This window comes from Streptacidiphilus rugosus AM-16, assembly GCF_000744655.1.
Classification (GTDB): Bacteria; Actinomycetota; Actinomycetes; order Streptomycetales; family Streptomycetaceae; genus Streptacidiphilus; species Streptacidiphilus rugosus.
Genome location: NZ_JQMJ01000004.1, coordinates 5709272 through 5726318 on the forward strand (window position 1 = coordinate 5709272; position 17047 = coordinate 5726318).

The 17047-nt window shown below is 71.8% G+C and carries 11 protein-coding genes and 1 pseudogene; 5 read left to right on the forward strand and 7 right to left on the reverse strand.

Going from position 1 to position 17047, the window contains the following annotated elements; translation table 11 throughout:
- The first annotated feature begins 46 nt into the window (after window positions 1–46).
- From BS83_RS35070 to BS83_RS35085, 5 genes and pseudogenes are all read left to right on the forward strand, one after another.
- Window positions 47–757: a DUF3000 domain-containing protein gene (locus tag BS83_RS35070; protein ID WP_084714608.1), complete on the forward strand. Its 711-nt coding sequence runs from the start codon at window positions 47–49 to the stop codon at window positions 755–757.
- 326 nt (window positions 758–1083) lie between these two features.
- A complete protein-coding gene (locus BS83_RS35075) occupies window positions 1084–1827 on the forward strand; it encodes a response regulator transcription factor (protein WP_037607379.1) in 744 nt (247 codons plus the stop codon).
- Between the two features lie 159 nt (window positions 1828–1986).
- Window positions 1987–3224: pseudogene (locus BS83_RS46810) on the forward strand (HRDC domain-containing protein); the annotation flags it as partial.
- 667 nt (window positions 3225–3891) lie between these two features.
- A complete protein-coding gene (locus BS83_RS46815; protein WP_037610572.1) occupies window positions 3892–5115 on the forward strand; it encodes a thiolase family protein in 1224 nt (407 codons plus the stop codon).
- The gene (locus BS83_RS35085) at window positions 5115–7244 is read left to right on the forward strand and encodes a 3-hydroxyacyl-CoA dehydrogenase NAD-binding domain-containing protein (protein WP_037607381.1); all 2130 of its coding nucleotides are present in this window, start codon (window positions 5115–5117) and stop codon (window positions 7242–7244) included. The genes BS83_RS46815 and BS83_RS35085 overlap by 1 nt, the downstream gene beginning before the upstream one ends.
- A gap of 77 nt (window positions 7245–7321) precedes the next feature.
- Here BS83_RS35085 and BS83_RS35090 read toward each other — a convergent pair whose 3' ends face one another.
- The 7 genes from BS83_RS35090 to BS83_RS35120 all read right to left on the reverse strand — a co-directional run bounded on the left by BS83_RS35090 (window position 7322) and on the right by BS83_RS35120 (window position 16973).
- Window positions 7322–8263 carry a DsbA family protein gene (locus tag BS83_RS35090; protein WP_157597449.1) on the reverse strand — a complete coding sequence of 314 codons (942 nt, stop codon included), beginning with the start codon at window positions 8261–8263 and terminating at the stop codon, window positions 7322–7324.
- 79 nt (window positions 8264–8342) lie between these two features.
- Window positions 8343–9692, reverse strand: coding sequence for a glycosyltransferase family 39 protein (locus BS83_RS35095; protein WP_157597593.1), 1350 nt, complete (start codon window positions 9690–9692; stop codon window positions 8343–8345).
- A 437-nt stretch (window positions 9693–10129) separates the two neighbouring features.
- Entirely contained in the window at window positions 10130–12034 is a 1905-nt protein-coding gene (dxs, locus tag BS83_RS35100) for a 1-deoxy-D-xylulose-5-phosphate synthase (protein ID WP_037607384.1), read from the reverse strand.
- Window positions 12035–12302: 268 nt separating this feature from the next.
- A complete protein-coding gene (locus tag BS83_RS35105) occupies window positions 12303–13568 on the reverse strand; it encodes a sugar ABC transporter permease (RefSeq protein ID WP_051944569.1) in 1266 nt (421 codons plus the stop codon).
- A complete protein-coding gene (locus BS83_RS35110; RefSeq protein ID WP_198035372.1) occupies window positions 13565–14353 on the reverse strand; it encodes an ATP-binding cassette domain-containing protein in 789 nt (262 codons plus the stop codon). The genes BS83_RS35105 and BS83_RS35110 overlap by 4 nt, the downstream gene beginning before the upstream one ends.
- A gap of 174 nt (window positions 14354–14527) precedes the next feature.
- Entirely contained in the window at window positions 14528–15631 is a 1104-nt protein-coding gene (locus BS83_RS35115) for a sugar ABC transporter substrate-binding protein (protein WP_037607387.1), read from the reverse strand.
- Window positions 15632–15800: 169 nt separating this feature from the next.
- The gene (locus BS83_RS35120; RefSeq protein ID WP_037610575.1) at window positions 15801–16973 is read right to left on the reverse strand and encodes an ROK family transcriptional regulator; all 1173 of its coding nucleotides are present in this window, start codon (window positions 16971–16973) and stop codon (window positions 15801–15803) included.
- Window positions 16974–17047: the final 74 nt, after the last annotated feature.

Below are 17047 nucleotides of genomic sequence, written 5' to 3' on the forward strand. Positions count from 1 at the left end.
GTGGTGTCGGCGGTGCGCGGACTGGCCGGGCGCATAGTCTTCCGGCATGGCAGGGGTGAACGGCGGAAAGCCGATGCAAGAAGGCGGTTCCGCACTCGGCGAGGGAGCCACGGGGGCGGACACCGCGCCGGCAGCTTTCCGCGCCGCCGTCGCCGATCTCCGCTCCGCGCGGATGCGCCCCGAGGTGCGGATCGGTGACACGCCCGCGCCGCGCCGACTCGCCCCCTATGCCTACGCGCTGACCGCCACGGTCGAGGTCGACGGCGAGGAGCTGGCCGACGGCCGGCTCGTGCTGCTGCACGATCCCTCCGGACACGAGGCCTGGCAGGGCGAGTTCAGGCTGGTGTCGCTGAGCCAGGCCGATCTGGAGCGGGAGATCGCGGACGACCCGCTGCTCGCCGAGGTCGGCTGGTCCTGGCTGATGGACGCGCTGGAGCAGCACGGCTGCCGCTACGCCGAGCCGAGCGGCACGGTCTCGCGGGCCTACTCGCACTACTTCGGCGGGATGGCGGACCGTCCCTCCAGCACGGAGATCGAGATCCGCGCGTCCTGGACGCCGGTGCCCGACGGTGAGCACCTCGGCCTCGGCGCGCATCTGCGCGCCTGGTGCGAGCTGCTGTGCCAGTGCGCCGGACTGCCGCCGCTGCCCGCGCCCACGGCGGGGACGGTCGGCGGCGTGCCCGAGCCGGGCAGCGGCTCGCAGGTGAGCAGCGTGGTGCCGATGCCGCTGCGCCGTCAGCCGCGCGGCGGGGCCTGAGCGATCCACACACCGGGGTCCGACGGCCCGGCGTCCGCGCCGGGGGACCCCTGGAGGGATTTCGCGTACGCGTATCCGCACGAGCGGGTGAAGGATCGTCAGCTTCGGCGTACGCTGAGGTATCCGATTTCGGACATTTAGGTCATGGGTTCGGCGTGTCGACCGCTTTTGATCACTTTCGAGTGACTTAGGCTCACTCAAGCTGAACAAAATATCCGAACTGCCCGATTTGCCCCTCACTCAATCGTGATCATTCGCTAAAGCCGAGCACCGATGGTGCCGAAGCAGACAGTGACCCTTTCCCGGCACCTCAAACAGGAGGCCTGGTGTCCGTTCTCCTTGAGCACCCCGCAAACCTGGTCGCCTACCGTCCGACGAAGCCCACCGCCATGGTGGTCATCGCGGACCCCCGCGTCCGCTCCACGGTCACCCGGCATCTCTGGGCCCTCGGCGTACGCGACGTGATCGAGGCGTCCTCGCTCGCCGAAGCCCGTCCCCGGGTCGGCACTCCGCGGGACATCTGCGTCGCCGACGTCCACCTCCCGGACGGCTCCGGTCTCGCCATCCTCGCCGAGACCCGCGCCGCGGGCTGGCCCAACGGCCTGGCGCTCTCCGCCGCCGACGACATCGGCGCGGTGCGCAGCGCGCTCGCGAGCGGTGTGAAGGGATACGTCGTCACCGGCACCCGCGTCGGCGGCAACGGCATGCAGCAGCGTCCCGGCATGAACGGGATGAACAGTGTGAACGGCCTCGGCGGCGGCCGGCCGGGGATGCCCGGCCACCTGCGTCGGCCGGGGATGCCCGGGGCGCCACTCCCGCAGGGCGCGCCCGGTGCGCAGACCGGCGCTCCCGCCCAGCCCGCGCCGCAGGCGTACCGCGAGCTGTCGGGGCGCGAGGTCGAGGTGCTGCGCCTGGTCGCCGAGGGGCAGTCGAACAAGGCGATCGGCGTGGCCATGGGCCTGTCGGCGCTGACCGTGAAGAGTCACCTGGCCCGCATCGCCCGCAAGCTGGGCACCGGCGACCGCGCGGGCATGGTCGCGGTGGCCCTGCGGACCGGCATCATTCACTAGCCCGAATCTCGGCCCCGCTTGCGACGGAACGTTTCTGTACCCGAACGCTCCGCCACAAGCGGGGCTGAGTGCTGCCCGCGTGACGTCCAGGCGGCGCCCAGGCAGCTCTCAGGCGGCGCGCGCAGGAGCGTGGAGCGTGCGCGGGCGTAGGCTTGGGGGGTGACCGACGCCCGTGAAGACGCCATCGACAGCACCAGCAGCGAAGCCCCCGGGCAAGCGGTCCCCCTGCTCGAACCGCGTGAGGGCATTCCGCCCGTCGTCGCCGACGCGGACGCGCTCGCGGAGGTCGTGGCCCGCTTCGCCGCCGGCAGCGGTCCGGTGGCGATCGACGCCGAGCGGGCCTCCGGCTACCGCTACGGGCAGCGCGCCTATCTGGTCCAGCTGCGGCGCGCGGGCGCGGGCAGCACACTGATCGATCCGGTCGGGTGCCCCGATCTGACCGCGCTCGGGGAGGCACTGGCCGACACCGAGTGGGTGCTGCACGCGGCCACCCAGGACCTGCCCTGCCTCGCCGAGCTCGGCATGCGGCCGACCTCCCTCTTCGACACCGAGCTCGCGGGCCGGCTCGCCGGCTTCCCCCGCGTCGGCCTCGGGCCGATGGTCGAGAGCGTGCTCGGGCTGACCCTGGAGAAGGGGCACTCCGCCGTCGACTGGTCCACCCGGCCGCTGCCCGAGCCGTGGCTGCGCTACGCCGCGCTCGACGTCGAGGTCCTGGTGGACCTGCGGGACGCGCTGGAGCAGGAGCTGCGCGACCAGGGCAAGCTGGAGTGGGCGCTGCAGGAGTTCGCGGCGATCGCCGCCGCGCCGCCCGCCGCGCCGCGCACCGACCCGTGGCGCCGGACCTCCGGCGTGCACAAGGTGCGCCGCCGCCGTCAGCTGGCCGCGGTGCGCGAGATGTGGCAGACCCGCGACAGGATGGCCAGGGAGCGGGACGTCTCCCCCGGCCGGGTCCTCTCCGACGCCGCGATCGTGGCCGCCGCGCTGGTCATGCCGCTGTCCGCGGCCGCGCTGCAGGCCGTGCCCGGCTTCGGTCCGCGGGTGCACCGGCGGGCGCTCGAGCAGTGGATAGCGGCGATCGACGCCGCCCGCGCGATCCCCGAGCACCTGCTGCCGCCCGCGACCGCGCCGCACGACGGCCCGCCGCCGCCCCGGTCCTGGGCCGACAAGGACCCGATGGCCGCGGCACGCCTGTCCGCGGCACGCGCCGCGGTGACCGCGCTCGCGGAGAAGCTGAACCTGCCGCAGGAGAACCTGATCACCCCCGAGCTGGTCCGCCGCGTCTCCTGGGCGCCCCCGCGCCCGCGAGCGCCCCGGCGGTCGCGGACGCGCTGCGGGCGCTGGGCGCACGCGAGTGGCAGGTCGAGCTGGTCTCCCCGGTCATCGCGAAGGCGTACGCGGGCGCCCGCCCCGAGCCGCGGGTCACCACCATGTCCGGTCCGGGCAAGGACGCCGCCGGCCTGGGCACGACCGCGGCCAACGGCAGCCCCCGCACCGCGGCAGCCCCCGGCTCGACCCCCCGCCGCGCCACCGGCACCCGCCCCGGCGGCGAGTGAGGCCTCCTGCCCCGGCTCGCTACCACCTCGGCACGCGAGCCTTCTCGGCAGAGGGTCGGTTGCAACCCCCAGGGGCGCGGGTCTCTGCTTGATCAACTGCGTGCGCGAGAAACCACCCCAGGCGGATGGGTCCTCACCGAACAGTGCCATCCGCACCGGGTGGTTTCTCGCGCAGTTCCCCGCGCCCCTGGGATGGTGCAACTCGCTCCCTGCCGTGAGGCGCCGCGCCGTCGCGCCGAGGCGCGCAGTTCCTCGCGCCCCTGAGGTGGTCCCGGGGCGAGGCCGGCTGGGCCCGTCGCGGCCGTCGCCCCGACGACGAGGCGGAACCCGGCACCCGGTGCGGCCGAGAGTGACCCACGGCTCACTCCGTCCCTCCTTGGCCAGCTGGTTACCGGCGGGTAGCATCACAGATGGGACGTCGCAGTCGCTGTCGCTGGGCACGCGCGCGACTGCCCCATCGTGTCCGCATCGGCGCCCGCGTAAGGCGCGCGCGCCTGGGAGGAGAGCCACCGTGCCTCGTACCGCGAGGGACGTCGTCTTCGTCGACGGCGTCCGCACCCCCTTCGGCAAGGCAGGCCCCAAGGGCATCTACGCCGAGACCCGCGCCGACGACCTGGTCATCAAGGCGATCCGGGAGCTGCTCCGCCGCAACCCGGGCCTGAACCCGGCGCTCGTGGACGAGGTCGCCATCGCCGCCACCACCCAGATCGGCGACCAGGGCCTGACCCTGGGCCGCTCCGCCGCGCTGCTGGCGGGCCTGCCCAAGACCGTCCCCGGCTACTCCATCGACCGCATGTGCGCCGGCGCGATGACCGCCGTCACCTCGGTCGCGGGCGGCATCGCCTTCGGCGCCTACGACATCGCCGTCGCCGGCGGCGTCGAGCACATGGGCCGCCACCCCATGGGCGAGGGCGTCGACCCGAACCCGCGCTTCCTCTCCGAGAAGCTGTTCGACGAGTCCGCCCTGTTCATGGGCATGACGGCGGAGAACCTGCACGACCGGTTCCCGCACCTGACCAAGGAGCGCTGCGACGAGTACGCCGTCCGCAGCCAGGAGAAGGCCGCCAAGGCCTACGCGGACAACAACATCCAGCCGGACCTGGTCCCGGTCGCCATCCGCCGCACCAACCCGGCCGGTGGCGAGACCGGTTGGGGCCTGGCCACCGAGGACGAGCCGATGCGCCCGGGCACCACGCTCGAGTCGCTGACGGGCCTCAAGACCCCGTTCCGGCCGCACGGCCGGATCACCGCGGGCAACGCGGCCGGTCTCAACGACGGCGCCACCGCCTCCCTGATCGCCGCCGAGGACGTCGCGCGCGAGCTGGGCCTGCCGGTCAAGATGCGCATGGTCTCCTACGCCTTCGTCGGCGTGGAGCCCGAGGTCATGGGCATCGGCCCGGTCCCGGCCACGGAGAAGGCGCTGGCCAAGGCCGGTCTGACGATCGCCGACATCGGCGCGTTCGAGATCAACGAGGCCTTCGCCATCCAGGTGCTGTCCATGCTCGACCACTTCGGCATCGCCGACGACGACGAGCGGGTCAACCCCTACGGCGGCGCGATCGCCTTCGGCCACCCGCTGGCCTCCTCCGGCGTCCGCCTGATGACCCAGCTGGCCCGCCGCTTCGAGCAGCGTCCTGACGTCCGGTACGGCCTGACCTCCATGTGCATCGGCATGGGCATGGGCGCCACGGTCATCTGGGAGAACCCGCACTTCGACGGTAACGGGAGCAAGTGATGACCACCACCACCGAGATGCTGCAGCGGGCTCACGAGCTCTTCCCCGACGAGGTCGTGACGACCGCTCACGTGCGTCACCTCGACCTCCCCCTGGGCGCCGGCCGCTTCGCGCTGATCACCCTGGACAACGGCTTCGACCACACCAAGCCGACCACCTTCGGCCCCGGCTCGCTCGCCAAGCTGAGCGAGTCGCTGGACCAGGTGGAGCGCGAGGCCGCGGCCGGCGAGATCGTCGCCGTCGGCATCACCGGCAAGCCGTTCATCTTCGCCGTGGGCGCCGACCTGAAGGGCGTCGAGGTGCTCAAGGAGCACAGCGACGCGCTGGCCATCGGCAAGGGCGGCCACGACGTCTTCAAGCGGATCGCGGCCCTGCCCGTCCCCAGCTTCGCCTTCTACAACGGCGCGGCGATGGGCGGCGGCGTCGAGGTCGGTCTGCACTGCAGCTACCGCACCGTCAGCAGCGGCCTGCCGGCCTTCTCGCTGCCGGAGTGCTTCCTCGGCCTGGTGCCGGGCTGGGGCGGCTGCACGATCCTGCCGAACCTGATCGGCGCGGCCAAGGCCGTCACGGTCATCATCGAGAACTCGCTCTCGCAGAACAAGCAGCTCAAGGGCAAGGACGTGTTCGAGCTGGGGATCGCCGACGCGATCTTCGAGCCGGCCGACTTCGTCGAGCAGTCGCTGCTCTGGGCCGCCCAGGTGCTGACCGGCGCGACCACCGTGGAGCGTCCCGAGATCGACCGCGGCGAGGCCTGGGACCAGGCCGTCGCCTGGGGCCGCGCCGTCGCCGACGGCAAGGTCCACGGCGCCGCGCCGGCTCCCTACCGGGCGCTGGACATCATCGCGCAGGTCAAGGACGGCGACCTGCAGGCGGGCTTCGACGCCGAGGACGCCGCGCTGGCCGACCTGATCATGGGCGGCGAGCTGCGCTCCGGCATCTACGCCTTCAACCTGGTGCAGAAGCGCGGCAAGCGCCCGGCCGGTGCGCCGGACAAGTCGCTGGCCCGCCCGGTCACCAAGGTCGGCGTCGTCGGCGCGGGCCTGATGGCCTCGCAGCTGGCGCTGCTCTTCGCCCGCCGCCTCCAGGTGCCGGTCGTGCTGACCGACATCGACCAGGCGCGCATCGACAAGGGCGTCGGCTACGTCCACGGCGAGATCGACAAGCTGCTCGCCAAGGGCCGCGTCAACGGCGACCAGGCGAACCGCCTCAAGGGCCTCGTCTCCGGCTCGCTCGACAAGGCCGCCGCCTTCGGCGACGCGGACTTCGTCATCGAGGCCGTGTTCGAGGAGATGGGCGTCAAGCAGCAGGTGTTCGCCGAGGTCGAGGCCGTGGTCTCGCCCGAGTGCATCCTGGCCACCAACACCTCCTCGCTCTCGGTCTCCGAGATGGCCTCCAAGCTGGAGCACCCGGAGCGGGTCGTCGGCTTCCACTTCTTCAACCCGGTCGCCGTGCTGCCGCTGCTGGAGATCGTCCGCGGCGAGCAGACCGACGACGCCTCGCTGGCCACCGCCTTCGGCGTGGCCAAGAAGCTGAAGAAGACAGCCGTGCTGGTCAAGGACGCCCCGGCGTTCGTCGTGAACCGCATCCTCACCCGCTTCATGGGCGAGATCCAGCAGATCATCGACGAGGGCACCCCGATCGCCGTCGCCGAGAAGGGCGTCGAGCCGCTCGGTCTGCCGATGTCCCCGATCGTGCTGCTGGAGCTGGTCGGTCCGGCCATCGCCCTGCACGTGTCGGAGACGCTGCACACGGCCTTCCCCGAGCGCTTCTTCGTCTCCGAGAACCTGGCCCGCGTCGTCCAGGCCGGCAAGCGCGGCTTCTACACCTGGGCGTCGGGTCAGCAGGAGCTGGACCCCGAGGTCGTCGCGCTGCTGCAGATCGGCGACAAGGTCCTCACCGAGGAGCAGGTCCGCGAGCGCGCGCTGAACGTCATCGCCCAGGAGATCCAGCTGATGCTGGACGAGGGCGTCGTCGCCGAGGCCCAGGACATCGACCTGTGCCTGATCACCGGTGCGGGCTGGCCCTTCCACCTGGGCGGGATCACCCCGTACCTGGACCGTGAGGGCGTCTCCGAGCGCGTCAACGGCAAGCGTTTCCTCGCCCCCGGCGTGGCGAGCGTTCCCGCCTAGTCGCAGCTGCACAACGCCGAAGGGCGGTTGTCCCGGTCGATCGACCGGGACAACCGCCCTTCGGCGTCGCTCCGGGTTCAGCTCGTCGGCGTCGCCGCGGCGGAGCCGGTGGCAGCGGGCTTCTTCCCGCCGCGGGTGGACGCCTTGTGGGCGCCCGTGGAGGCGCTCGGCAGGGCGCCGGCGGGCACCTTCGCGACCGGCTTGGCCGTCGGCGTGATGCCGGTGGCCGCGACGTAGACCTTGGCGAGCAGCTGCGCGGGCGTCAGGGTCTGTGTGGCGGAGATCAGCACCGTCCCCTGGGCCGCGTCGCCGCCGGCACTGGCGCTGGGGCTCGGGCTCGGCGTCGGGCTCTGCTTGACGTTGCTGCCGTGCATCTGCAGCACCGGGACCGCGCCGAACTGGGCGGCGTCGAACTGGCTGGTGGACGTCTTGACCCAGACCTTGAAGTCGCCGTTGTTCACGCAGGCGCGGAACACGTCCGAGTCCAGGCCCTTGACCTTCTTCGCCAGCGAGATCAGCGTCCCGGTCGAGGCGAAGGCGTCGTCCGACTCGGCGGGCTGGTTGCGCAGCAGCTCGGCGCGGTACTCCGCGAACTTCTTCGCGTTCGCGGCGCACCCGAGCGCGTTGCCGGCCTGCAGCGAGCCGCTGCCGCCCTGCTTGGCGTCGACGTCGGCGACCTCGCGGTAGTTCACCGTCACCAGACCCGCGTGGACGAGCTTGTCCAGGGTCGGGCCGTAGGTGGTCTCGAAGGTCTCCGAGGCCGGGTCGCGCATGTCCTCGTAGACCGTCAGGGTGACCGGCGACTTCCCGACCACCGGGATCGCGAGACCGCTGGCACCCGCGGCGCCGCTGGGCAGCGCCAGCTGGGTCTCCTTGTGCGCCCGCACGACGGACCCGATCAGACCCGCGACGACGAAGACGGCAGCCACCGCACTGCCGATGACCAGCCATCGCTGCCACCGCACCTTGCGGACCTCTGCCCCTGGCGTCTGCGGACTCTTAGCCGTGGAGCGCTTCACTTCCACCCATCCTCAACCTCTGATCACCGCATGCCTCTGCGGATAGGGGTTCAGGATGTCATGCGGCGCTGTGAACCCTTCAACCGGATCCTGGCGTGAGCTGGTAAAGAATCGCGCCGCCGACCGTGCCGACCTCCCGGTACTGCCGGGCGAGCAGGGCCGCGAGCGGAGCGATGTGATCCGGCGCATACGGCGCGCCCCTGGAGTCGTCCACGATCAGCTCCGGCGGCCGCGAGCGGAGCTCCTGCTCGAAGACGGTCCAGGCGCCCGCCATGCCCCTCGCCACGCCGACGCCCCTGCCGTCGCGCCCGCCGGCGAAGTTGGTGAGCAGGCCCGCCGTGAGGTAGCGGCTGGCGGGCGTGCGGTCGGCCAGCCAGTAGATCTCCGGATGCATCCCCCAGACCAGGACCGACTGCCGCGGGGTGGTCCGGGCGTCGATCGCGGCGGCCACGGCCCGGGCCCTGGTCACGTCCGTGGTCGGCGACACGAGCCCGAGTACGAGGAAGACGGCGCTCGCCGCCGCCGTCCACACCACCGCGGTCCGGGTCCAGCGCCCTCCGAGGCGGACCAGCGCGGCGGTGCCGAGCAGGGCCAGCGGCGGCACGAGTTGGAGGTAGTAGTGGCCGAAGAAGTGCAGTCCGGTCATGACGCCGAGTACGGAGCCGCCGAACCAGATCCACAGGTCGCCGTCCTCGCGCAGCGAGGCACGCGGGCGCCGGGCGACGGCGAGGACCAGCACGAGCCCGGCGGCGGCGAGGATCCCGGCGTTGCCGGCGGCACGGCCCAGAGCGGTCAGCCAGGCGCCGTCGAGGGCGGCGTAGTCGCCGCTTCCGGAGACGACCCAGAAGAGGAAGTTCCCCGGCCCGGTGAGCAGCGCGAGGGCCAGGACCGGGAGCACGCAGCCGAGCGCCAGCCGCAGCAGCCCTCGGGCCCGCCCTCCGCCGCGTGTCCGGTACAGCATCCACAGAATCGGCAGCAGCACCGCTCCGCCGGTCTGCTTCACCATCGCGGCGGCGGCGGTGGCGACCCCGGCGGCGCCCCAGAGGCGACGGTCGGCGAGCCAGAACGCGGCCGCGGTGGCGGGCAGCATGAAGACCTCGAAGGTGGCCGCCTGGGTGTCCTCCGGGGCGAGCCCGGTGCTCAGCAGCACGCAGAACACGCCCGCGACCGTCCCCGCACTCCCGCCCCAGCGCCGCCGCGCGACGGAGGCCACCAGCAGCGCGGTGACCAGCAGCGCGGCCAGTGCGAGCACGCGCAGCGGCCACAGGGAGACCGGCCCGAACACCTGGAAGGCGCCCTGGTAGAGCCAGGGCAGCAGCGGCGGCTTCCGGTCCACGACATCGCCGTAGAGCGTCCCCCCGGCCGCGAGCATCCGCGCCTCGGTGGCGAGGTACCCCTCGTCGGGGCTCCAGAACGCCCGCAGGAACATCGGCAGATGCGTGACGACCACCAACGCGCCGAGGAGCAGTGGCAACCACCCGGGGGCGCGGGGAACGGCGCGAGCAACCGCCTGGCCGGGACGGCCCTGCCCGCTCGGCGACCCACCGCCTCGGTGGCCGGTCGCGCCGTTCCTCACGCCCCTGGCGTCCTGCAACTGCCTCTCCGCTCCACCGCGTCGCCCACGCGCCGCTGCGCGGCGCCCGCTGCCCCAGGGGCGCGGGGACACCGCGCGAGGAACCACCCGAAGGGGACGGCCCTGCTCGCCCCGGCGAATCGGCCACCCGGGTGGCTTCTCGCGTCCACACGGCGAAGCCGACAGGCAAAGCCCCGCGCCCCTGAGGAGAGGCAACCGGCTCTTCTCCTCAGGATGCCGCGCCAGGCGCCAAAGGCGCGCGGTTCCCCGCGCCCCTGGCCCGGACGCCGCCGCTACAGCACCGCCGCCGGGTCCAGGGAGATCTTGGCGACCAGCGCGGCCGCCTTCTCCGCCACACCCTCGGCGGTGAGGCCGATCTCGGCGAGGATCTGGTCGCGGCTGGCGTGGTCGAGGAACTGCTGCGGGATTCCCAGATCCCGCAGCGGGACGTCCACGCCGGCGTCGCGCAGGGCCTGGGCGATGGTCGCGCCCACGCCGCCGACGCGGCCGTTGTCCTCGACGGTGATCACCGCGCGGTGACGCGCGGCCAGCGCGGGCAGCTCGGGGTCGACCGGCTTGACCCAGCGCGGGTCGATCACGGTCGCGCTGATGCCCTGGGCCGCCAGCCGCTCGGCCGCGTCCAGGCAGGTCGTGGCCATCGCGCCGATCGCGACGATCAGCACGTCGGCGTCCGCGCCGTCCACGCTGCCGTCGCGCAGCACGTCCATGCCGCCGACACGCCCCACCGCGGGGACCGCCGGGCCGACCGTGCCCTTGGAGTAGCGGACCACCGTGGGCGCGTCCTCGACCGCGACCGCCTCGCGCAGCTGCGCGCGCAGCTGGTCCGAGTCGCGCGGCGCGGCCAGCCGCAGGCCGGGGACGACCTGGAGGATCGACATGTCCCACATGCCGTTGTGCGAGGCGCCGTCGGTGCCGGTGACGCCCGCACGGTCCAGCACGAAGGTCACACCGCACCTGTGCAGCGCCACGTCCATCAGGACCTGGTCGAAGGCGCGGTTCAGGAAGGTCGCGTAGACCGCGACGACCGGGTGCAGGCCGCCGGTGGCCAGGCCCGCCGCGGAGACGGCGGCGTGCTGCTCGGCGATGCCGACGTCGTAGGTGCGCTCGGGGAACTCCTTGGCGAAGGGGGCCAGCCCGACCGGGTGCAGCATCGCGGCCGTGATCGCCACCACGTCGCGCCGCTCGCGGCCGATGGCGACCATCTCCTCGCCGAAGACCGAGGTCCAGTCCTGGCCGGCGGTCTTCACCGGCAGACCGGTGTCCGGGTGGATCACCGGGACCGCGTGGAAGCGGTCCTCCTCGTTCTGCTCGGCCGCGCGGTAGCCGCGGCCCTTCTGGGTGAGGCAGTGCACGATGACCGGGCCGCCGAAGCCGCGGGCGCGACGCAGCGCGGACTCGACCGCCTGGACGTCGTGGCCGTCGATCGGGCCGACGTACTTGAGGCCCAGGTCCTCGAACATGCCCTGCGGGGCGATGAAGTCCTTGAGGCCCTTCTTCGCGCCGTGCAGCGTCTCGAAGAGCGACTGGCCGACGACCGGGGTGCGCTGCAGCGCGTCCTTGCCCCAGGACAGGAAGCGCTCGTAGCCCTGGGTGGTGCGCAGCGTGGCGAGGTGGTTGGCCAGACCGCCGATGGTCGGCGAGTAGGAGCGCTCGTTGTCGTTGACCACGATGATCACCGGACGGTCCTGGGACTCGGCGATGTTGTTCAGCGCCTCCCAGGCCATGCCGCCGGTCAGCGCGCCGTCGCCGATCACCGCGACGACGTGGCGGTCGCCGTGGCCCTGCTGCTGGTTCGCCTTGGCCAGGCCGTCGGCGTAGCCGAGGACGGTGGAGGCGTGCGAGTTCTCGATCACGTCGTGCTCGGACTCGGCGCGCGACGGGTAGCCGGACAGGCCGCCCTTGATGCGCAGCTGGGAGAAGTCCTGACGACCGGTGAGGATCTTGTGGACGTAGGACTGGTGCCCGGTGTCGAAGAGGATCCGGTCCTTGGGCGATTCGAAGACCCGGTGGAGCGCGATGGTCAGCTCGACGACGCCGAGGTTCGGCCCCAGGTGGCCGCCCGTCTTGGAGACCTCCTCGACCAGGAATCCCCGGATCTCCTCGGCCAGAACGGCCAGCTGTCCCGGGCTGAGACGGTCAAGATCGCGCGGTCCCCGAATGCGGGTCAGCAGGGCCACCCGTTCCTCCTCTATCTCTGTCGGCACCGGGCGCCGTCGCCCGTTGCCCTTGCTTCCGGGACGGCCGAGGCGCCCGAATCCGCTCAGTCTAGTTGCCCGTCCCGAACGCGCGACTGCCCGGCACCGGAGCGGTATCGGTGCCGGGCAGTCCTTTTGCGATCCGTCAGCCCCGCGAGCGGGTCCTCCCCCTCAAGAGTCGCCGCTCACGTTGCGGAGGGCCGACGGCGTTCTGCGCCCGTTCGGGCGAACAATCCGGTCGGGGCGGCGGTCAGCCGCGGCCCGAGGACTTCTGGGTGCGGCGGGCCAGCGAGTCGACGATCACGGCGGCGAGGAGCACGATGCCCATGATCATGTACTCGAAGTCCTGGTTCAGGCTCTGCATGTTCAGGCCGTACTGGATCGACGAGATCACCAGCATGCCCAGGAACGCGGACCAGACCCGGCCGCGACCACCGAAGAGGCTGGTGCCGCCGATGACCGCCGCGGCGATCGCCATCATCAGGTTGTTCGGGTCGGAACCGCTCTGGCTGGCCGCACCGGTCTCGGCCGCGATGGCCAGACCGCCGAGGGCGGCGAAGGCGCCCGAGATCGAGTAGACCGAGATCCGGATCGCGGCCACCGAGATGCCCGCGCGGCGGCTCGCCTCGATGTTGCCGCCGACCGCGAAGATCTTGCGGCCGTAGGAGGTCCGGCGGAGCACGAAGTCGCAGATGATCAGCAGGGCGAGGAAGACGATGAGCGCGTCCGGCACGCCGCGGTCCTGGTTCAGCACGTAGGCGGCGGCGAACGCGCCCACGGCCAGCAGCACCACACGGATCAGCAGCTCACCGGTCGGCTTGAACGGCACCCCGGCCTTGCGGCGGCGGGCCTGCTCGCTGAAGTTGCCGTACGCGGCCGAGGCGACGGCCAGCACGGCGAGGATGTAGCCGCCGGAGATGTCGCCGTTGAGGAAGTAGGTGCCACCGGACAGGTAGTGGTTCAGGCCCTGGTCGGTGAGGTTGATGGTGCCGGTCGAGCCCAGGACCCAGAGCATCGCGCCCTGCCAGACCAGGAAGCCGGCCAGGGTGACGATGAAGGCCGGCACGCCGATCTTGGCGAAGATCCAGCCGTGCACCGCACCGATGCCCGCGCCGGTCAGCACCGTGGTGACGACCGCCAGCCACGGGTTCATCCCGTGGGTGACCGCCAGCACCGCGTAGATCGCGGCGGACAGACCGCTGACGGAACCGACCGAGAGGTCGATCTCGCCCAGCAGCAGCACGAAGACGAGGCCGACGGCGATCAGGCCGACGCCGGGCATCCAGTAGGCGACGTAGGTGGCGGTCGACGGGCTGAAGTACTTGCTGTCGTTCAGGCCGAAGACCAGCCAGATCACCGCGAGCCCGACGATGACCGGCAGCGAGCCGATCTCGCCGCCGCGCACCTTGCGCTTGAACTCGCTGAGGTAACCGGCCAGGCCCTCCTCGCGCACGAGCAGGCGCGGGTCGATGGCGGGGGGCGGGGTCTTCTCGGGAGTCTTGGTGTAGTTGCTCACTTCGCTACCTCCGCCGTGCGCGCCTGACGCCGGGTCACCGCGTTGTCGGTGGCGCCGGTGATCGCGGCGATGATGGTCTCCTGGGTGGTCTGCTGGACCGGGAAGGTTCCGTTGTTCTTCCCCAGCCGCAGCACGGCGACGGTGTCCGCGACGGCGCGGACGTCGGCCATGTTGTGGCTGATCAGGATGACGCCGAGGTTGCGCTCGCGCAGCCGCTCGACCAGGTCGAGGACCTGGGCGGTCTGTTCGACGCCGAGGGCGGCGGTCGGCTCGTCGAGGATGACGACCTTCGGGTCGCCGATCAGCGAGCGGGCGATGGCGACGACCTGGCGCTGACCGCCGGAGAGACCCGCGATCGGGATCCGCACGCTGGGGATGCGGATGGACAGGGTGTCCAGCAGCTCCCGCGCCTTCTGCTCCATCGCGACCTCGTCGAGCGTCCCGCGACGCTTGAGCTCACGGCCGAGGAACAGGTTGCCGACCACGTCGAGGTTGTCGCAGAGCGCCAGGTCCTGGTACACGGTGGCCACGCCCAACTGCTGGGCGTCGTGCGGGCGCTGGATCGAGACCGAGCGCCCCTGCCACTCGATCACGCCCTCGTCGATCGGGTGCACGCCCGCGATCGTCTTGACCAGGGTGGACTTGCCGGCTCCGTTGTCACCGACCAGGGCCACCACCTCTCCGGCGTGGACCTCCAGCTCGACGTCGGTCAGCGCCTGGACGGCGCCGAACCGCTTGGAGACTCCGCGCAACGCCAGTACGGGCGCGCTTGTCACGTGAACCAACTCCTTCTCCGCACCCGGTGCCTCGGGTGGGTTGCCGCGCCGTCCGTGGCGCCTGCGAGGTAGTGCATATAGCTCTGACTTGACTGTCCCGCGCCGACTCCCGCACGGGAACCCCGTGCGGGAGTCGGCAACTGACGGACCGGATGCCGGCGGACCGGCTACCTGCTGATCTGCTTACTTGACGCCGGCGGCGGTGCAGGCGGCGGCGAAGTCCGAGGTGCAGATCTGCGCGGCGGTGTAGAGGTTGTCGGCGACGACGGTGCTCTCCACGTTCGCCTTGGTCACCAGGACCGGGGTCAGCAGGTCGGAGGGGACCTGGTCGCCCGAGCCGCTGGTCTTGGTGGCGGTGGCCACCGAGGAGACGCCGGTGCCGTTCAGCAGGTCGACGGCCAGGGTCGCGGCGGCCTCGGCCTCCGGCTTGTACGCCTTGTAGACGGTGTACGCCTGGGTGCCGGCGATGATCCGCTGGACCGCGTCGAGCTGCGCGTCCTGGCCACCGATCGGGGCCTTGACGCCCGCGGTCTTCATCGAGGTGACGATACCGGCGGCCATGCCGTCGTTCGCGGAGTAGACACCGGCGACGTTCGCGGCGCCGAGCTGGTTGAAGGCGGCGGTGGCCTTCTGCGCGGCGACGTCGGGCTTCCACAGGCCCGAGGCGTCGTAGGCGATGTTGACCTTGCCCTGGACGGCCTTGGTGAAGCCGGCCTTGAAGTCGGCGGCGTTCGGGTCGGCCGAGTCACCGTCGATCTCCACGACCTTGGCGCTCGGGGTGGCCTTGGCGCCCATGGCGTCCAGCAGGCCCTGGCCCTGCAGCTCGCCGACCTTCTCGTTGTCGAAGGAGACGTAGGCGTCGACCGGGCCCTGGGCCAGGCGGTCGTACGCGACGACCTTGATGCCCTTGGCCTTGGCGGCCATGACCGAGGACTTGATCTGCGCGGAGTCCTGCGCGTCGACGACCAGGACCTTGACCCCGGCGTTGATCATCGTCTGGACCTGCTGCGCCTGCGTCTGCGGGCTGCCACCGGCGTTGGCGTACTTGACCTCGACGTTCGGGGCGAGGGCCTTGACCTTCGCCTCGAACAGCGGCTTGTCGAACTGCTCGTACCGGGTGGTGGTGTTCTCGGGGAGCAGCAGGCCGATGGCCTGGGCCCCGCCGCTCGCGGCGGAAGCGGAAGAAGAGCTGCTGGCGGTGGTGCCGGCCTTGCCACAAGCGGCCAGGCCGAGAGCGATCGAAACGGCAGTGGTGACCACGACCGTGCGGCGCAGTGTGCTGTTCATCGTTGGGGTGCCTCCCTGACGCGGTCGCAACGTTGCGAACCGAGGTGTGAGGGAGTCAACCCCGCGCAGCCAGATGGCGTCAATAAGTAAAACCGAGGAAGGTTCAATCCGAACCCATTCGTTATCTTCCTGAAGACATGGCGGCGAAGTGGTGCCCGGAATCCGGACGTCAGCCCGTCGGCAATGCGTTGGAATCGCTCATTTCGGACATGACCAACGCCAAGGCTCCAAGGACCTCGGCCCGTCCGCCGAGGGTTCCGGGCACCACCGAGAGCTGCCGCGCGGCGCTCGGGATCGCGTAGCGGGCGACCGACTCGCGGATCGGGTCGAGCACCAGGTCGCCGGCCTCGGCCAGATCGCCGCCGAGGATCACCCGGCGCGGGTTCAGCAGGTTGCACATGTTGGCGACGCCGGTGCCGATCTGGCGGCCCGCGTCCGCGATCACCCGACGGCAGCCCAGGTCGCCGCGCTGCGCCAGCTGGACGACCTTGGGCATGGTCAGGTCCTGGCCGTGGCTCTGCTGCAGCAGACCGAGGATGTGCCGGGCGCTGACGAAGGTCTCCAGGCAGCCGCGGTTGCCGCAGCGGCAGACCGGGCCCGCCTCGTCGAGGGTGATGTGGCCGATCTCGCCGGCGGTGCCGCCCGGGCCGCGGTAGATCTGCCCGGAGATGACCAGCCCGGCGCCGACACCGCTGGAGACCTTGATGTAGGCGAGGTCGGAGAGTCCGCGTCCGGCGCCCCAGACCAGCTCGCCCAGCGCGCCGAGGTTGGCGTCGTTGTCCACCCTGACCGGCATGCCGAGGCGGCTGGAGAGCTCCTGGGCGGGAGTGATCCCGGTCCAGCCGGGCAGGATCGCCGTGGAGCCGAGGGCGCCGGTCTCCACGTCGATCGGGCCGGGGACGCCGAGGCCGACGCCGATGACCTTCTCCGCGGGGAAGCCGGTCTGCTCCAGCAGCCGGGCCACCAGCTGCTCGGTGCGGCCGAAGCCCTGGTCGGCCGAGGCGTCGGTGTCGAGCGGCTCGCTCTCCTCGGCGAGCACCCGGTGGGCCAGGTTGCCGATGGCCACCCGCAGGTGGGAGTGCCCGAAGTCGACGCCGACGACGATGCCCGCGTCCGCGCTGAGCGAGACGCTGCGGGCCCGGCGGCCGCCGGAGGAGGTCGGCGTGACGACCACCGTCCCCGCCTCGCTGAGCTCCCTGACGATGTTGGAGACCGTCGCGGCGGAGAGGCCGGTGCTGCGGGCGATCTCGGCCTGGGTCAGCGATCCCGCCATCCGGACCGCCCGGAGCACACGCTCCAGGTTGGCCCGGTGCAGCGACGACTGGGATCCCGGCGTTTCCACGGACATCTGCGTTCCATCCTCACCGTCGCGCCCTTGCGACGGAGCCCTCGTTGCGGCCTTGGATTCGGCCTTGA

What these genes read in the sequence shown, in the direction of transcription:
- BS83_RS35070 (WP_084714608.1), top strand. Translation starts at nt 47, where the DNA reads ATGGCAGGGGTGAACGGCGGAAAGCCGATGCAAGAAGGCGGTTCCGCA.
- BS83_RS35115 (WP_037607387.1), bottom strand. Translation starts at nt 15,631, where the DNA reads ATGAACAGCACACTGCGCCGCACGGTCGTGGTCACCACTGCCGTTTCG.
- BS83_RS35095 (WP_157597593.1), bottom strand. Translation starts at nt 9,692, where the DNA reads ATGTTCCTGCGGGCGTTCTGGAGCCCCGACGAGGGGTACCTCGCCACC.
- BS83_RS35085 (WP_037607381.1), top strand. Translation starts at nt 5,115, where the DNA reads ATGACCACCACCACCGAGATGCTGCAGCGGGCTCACGAGCTCTTCCCC.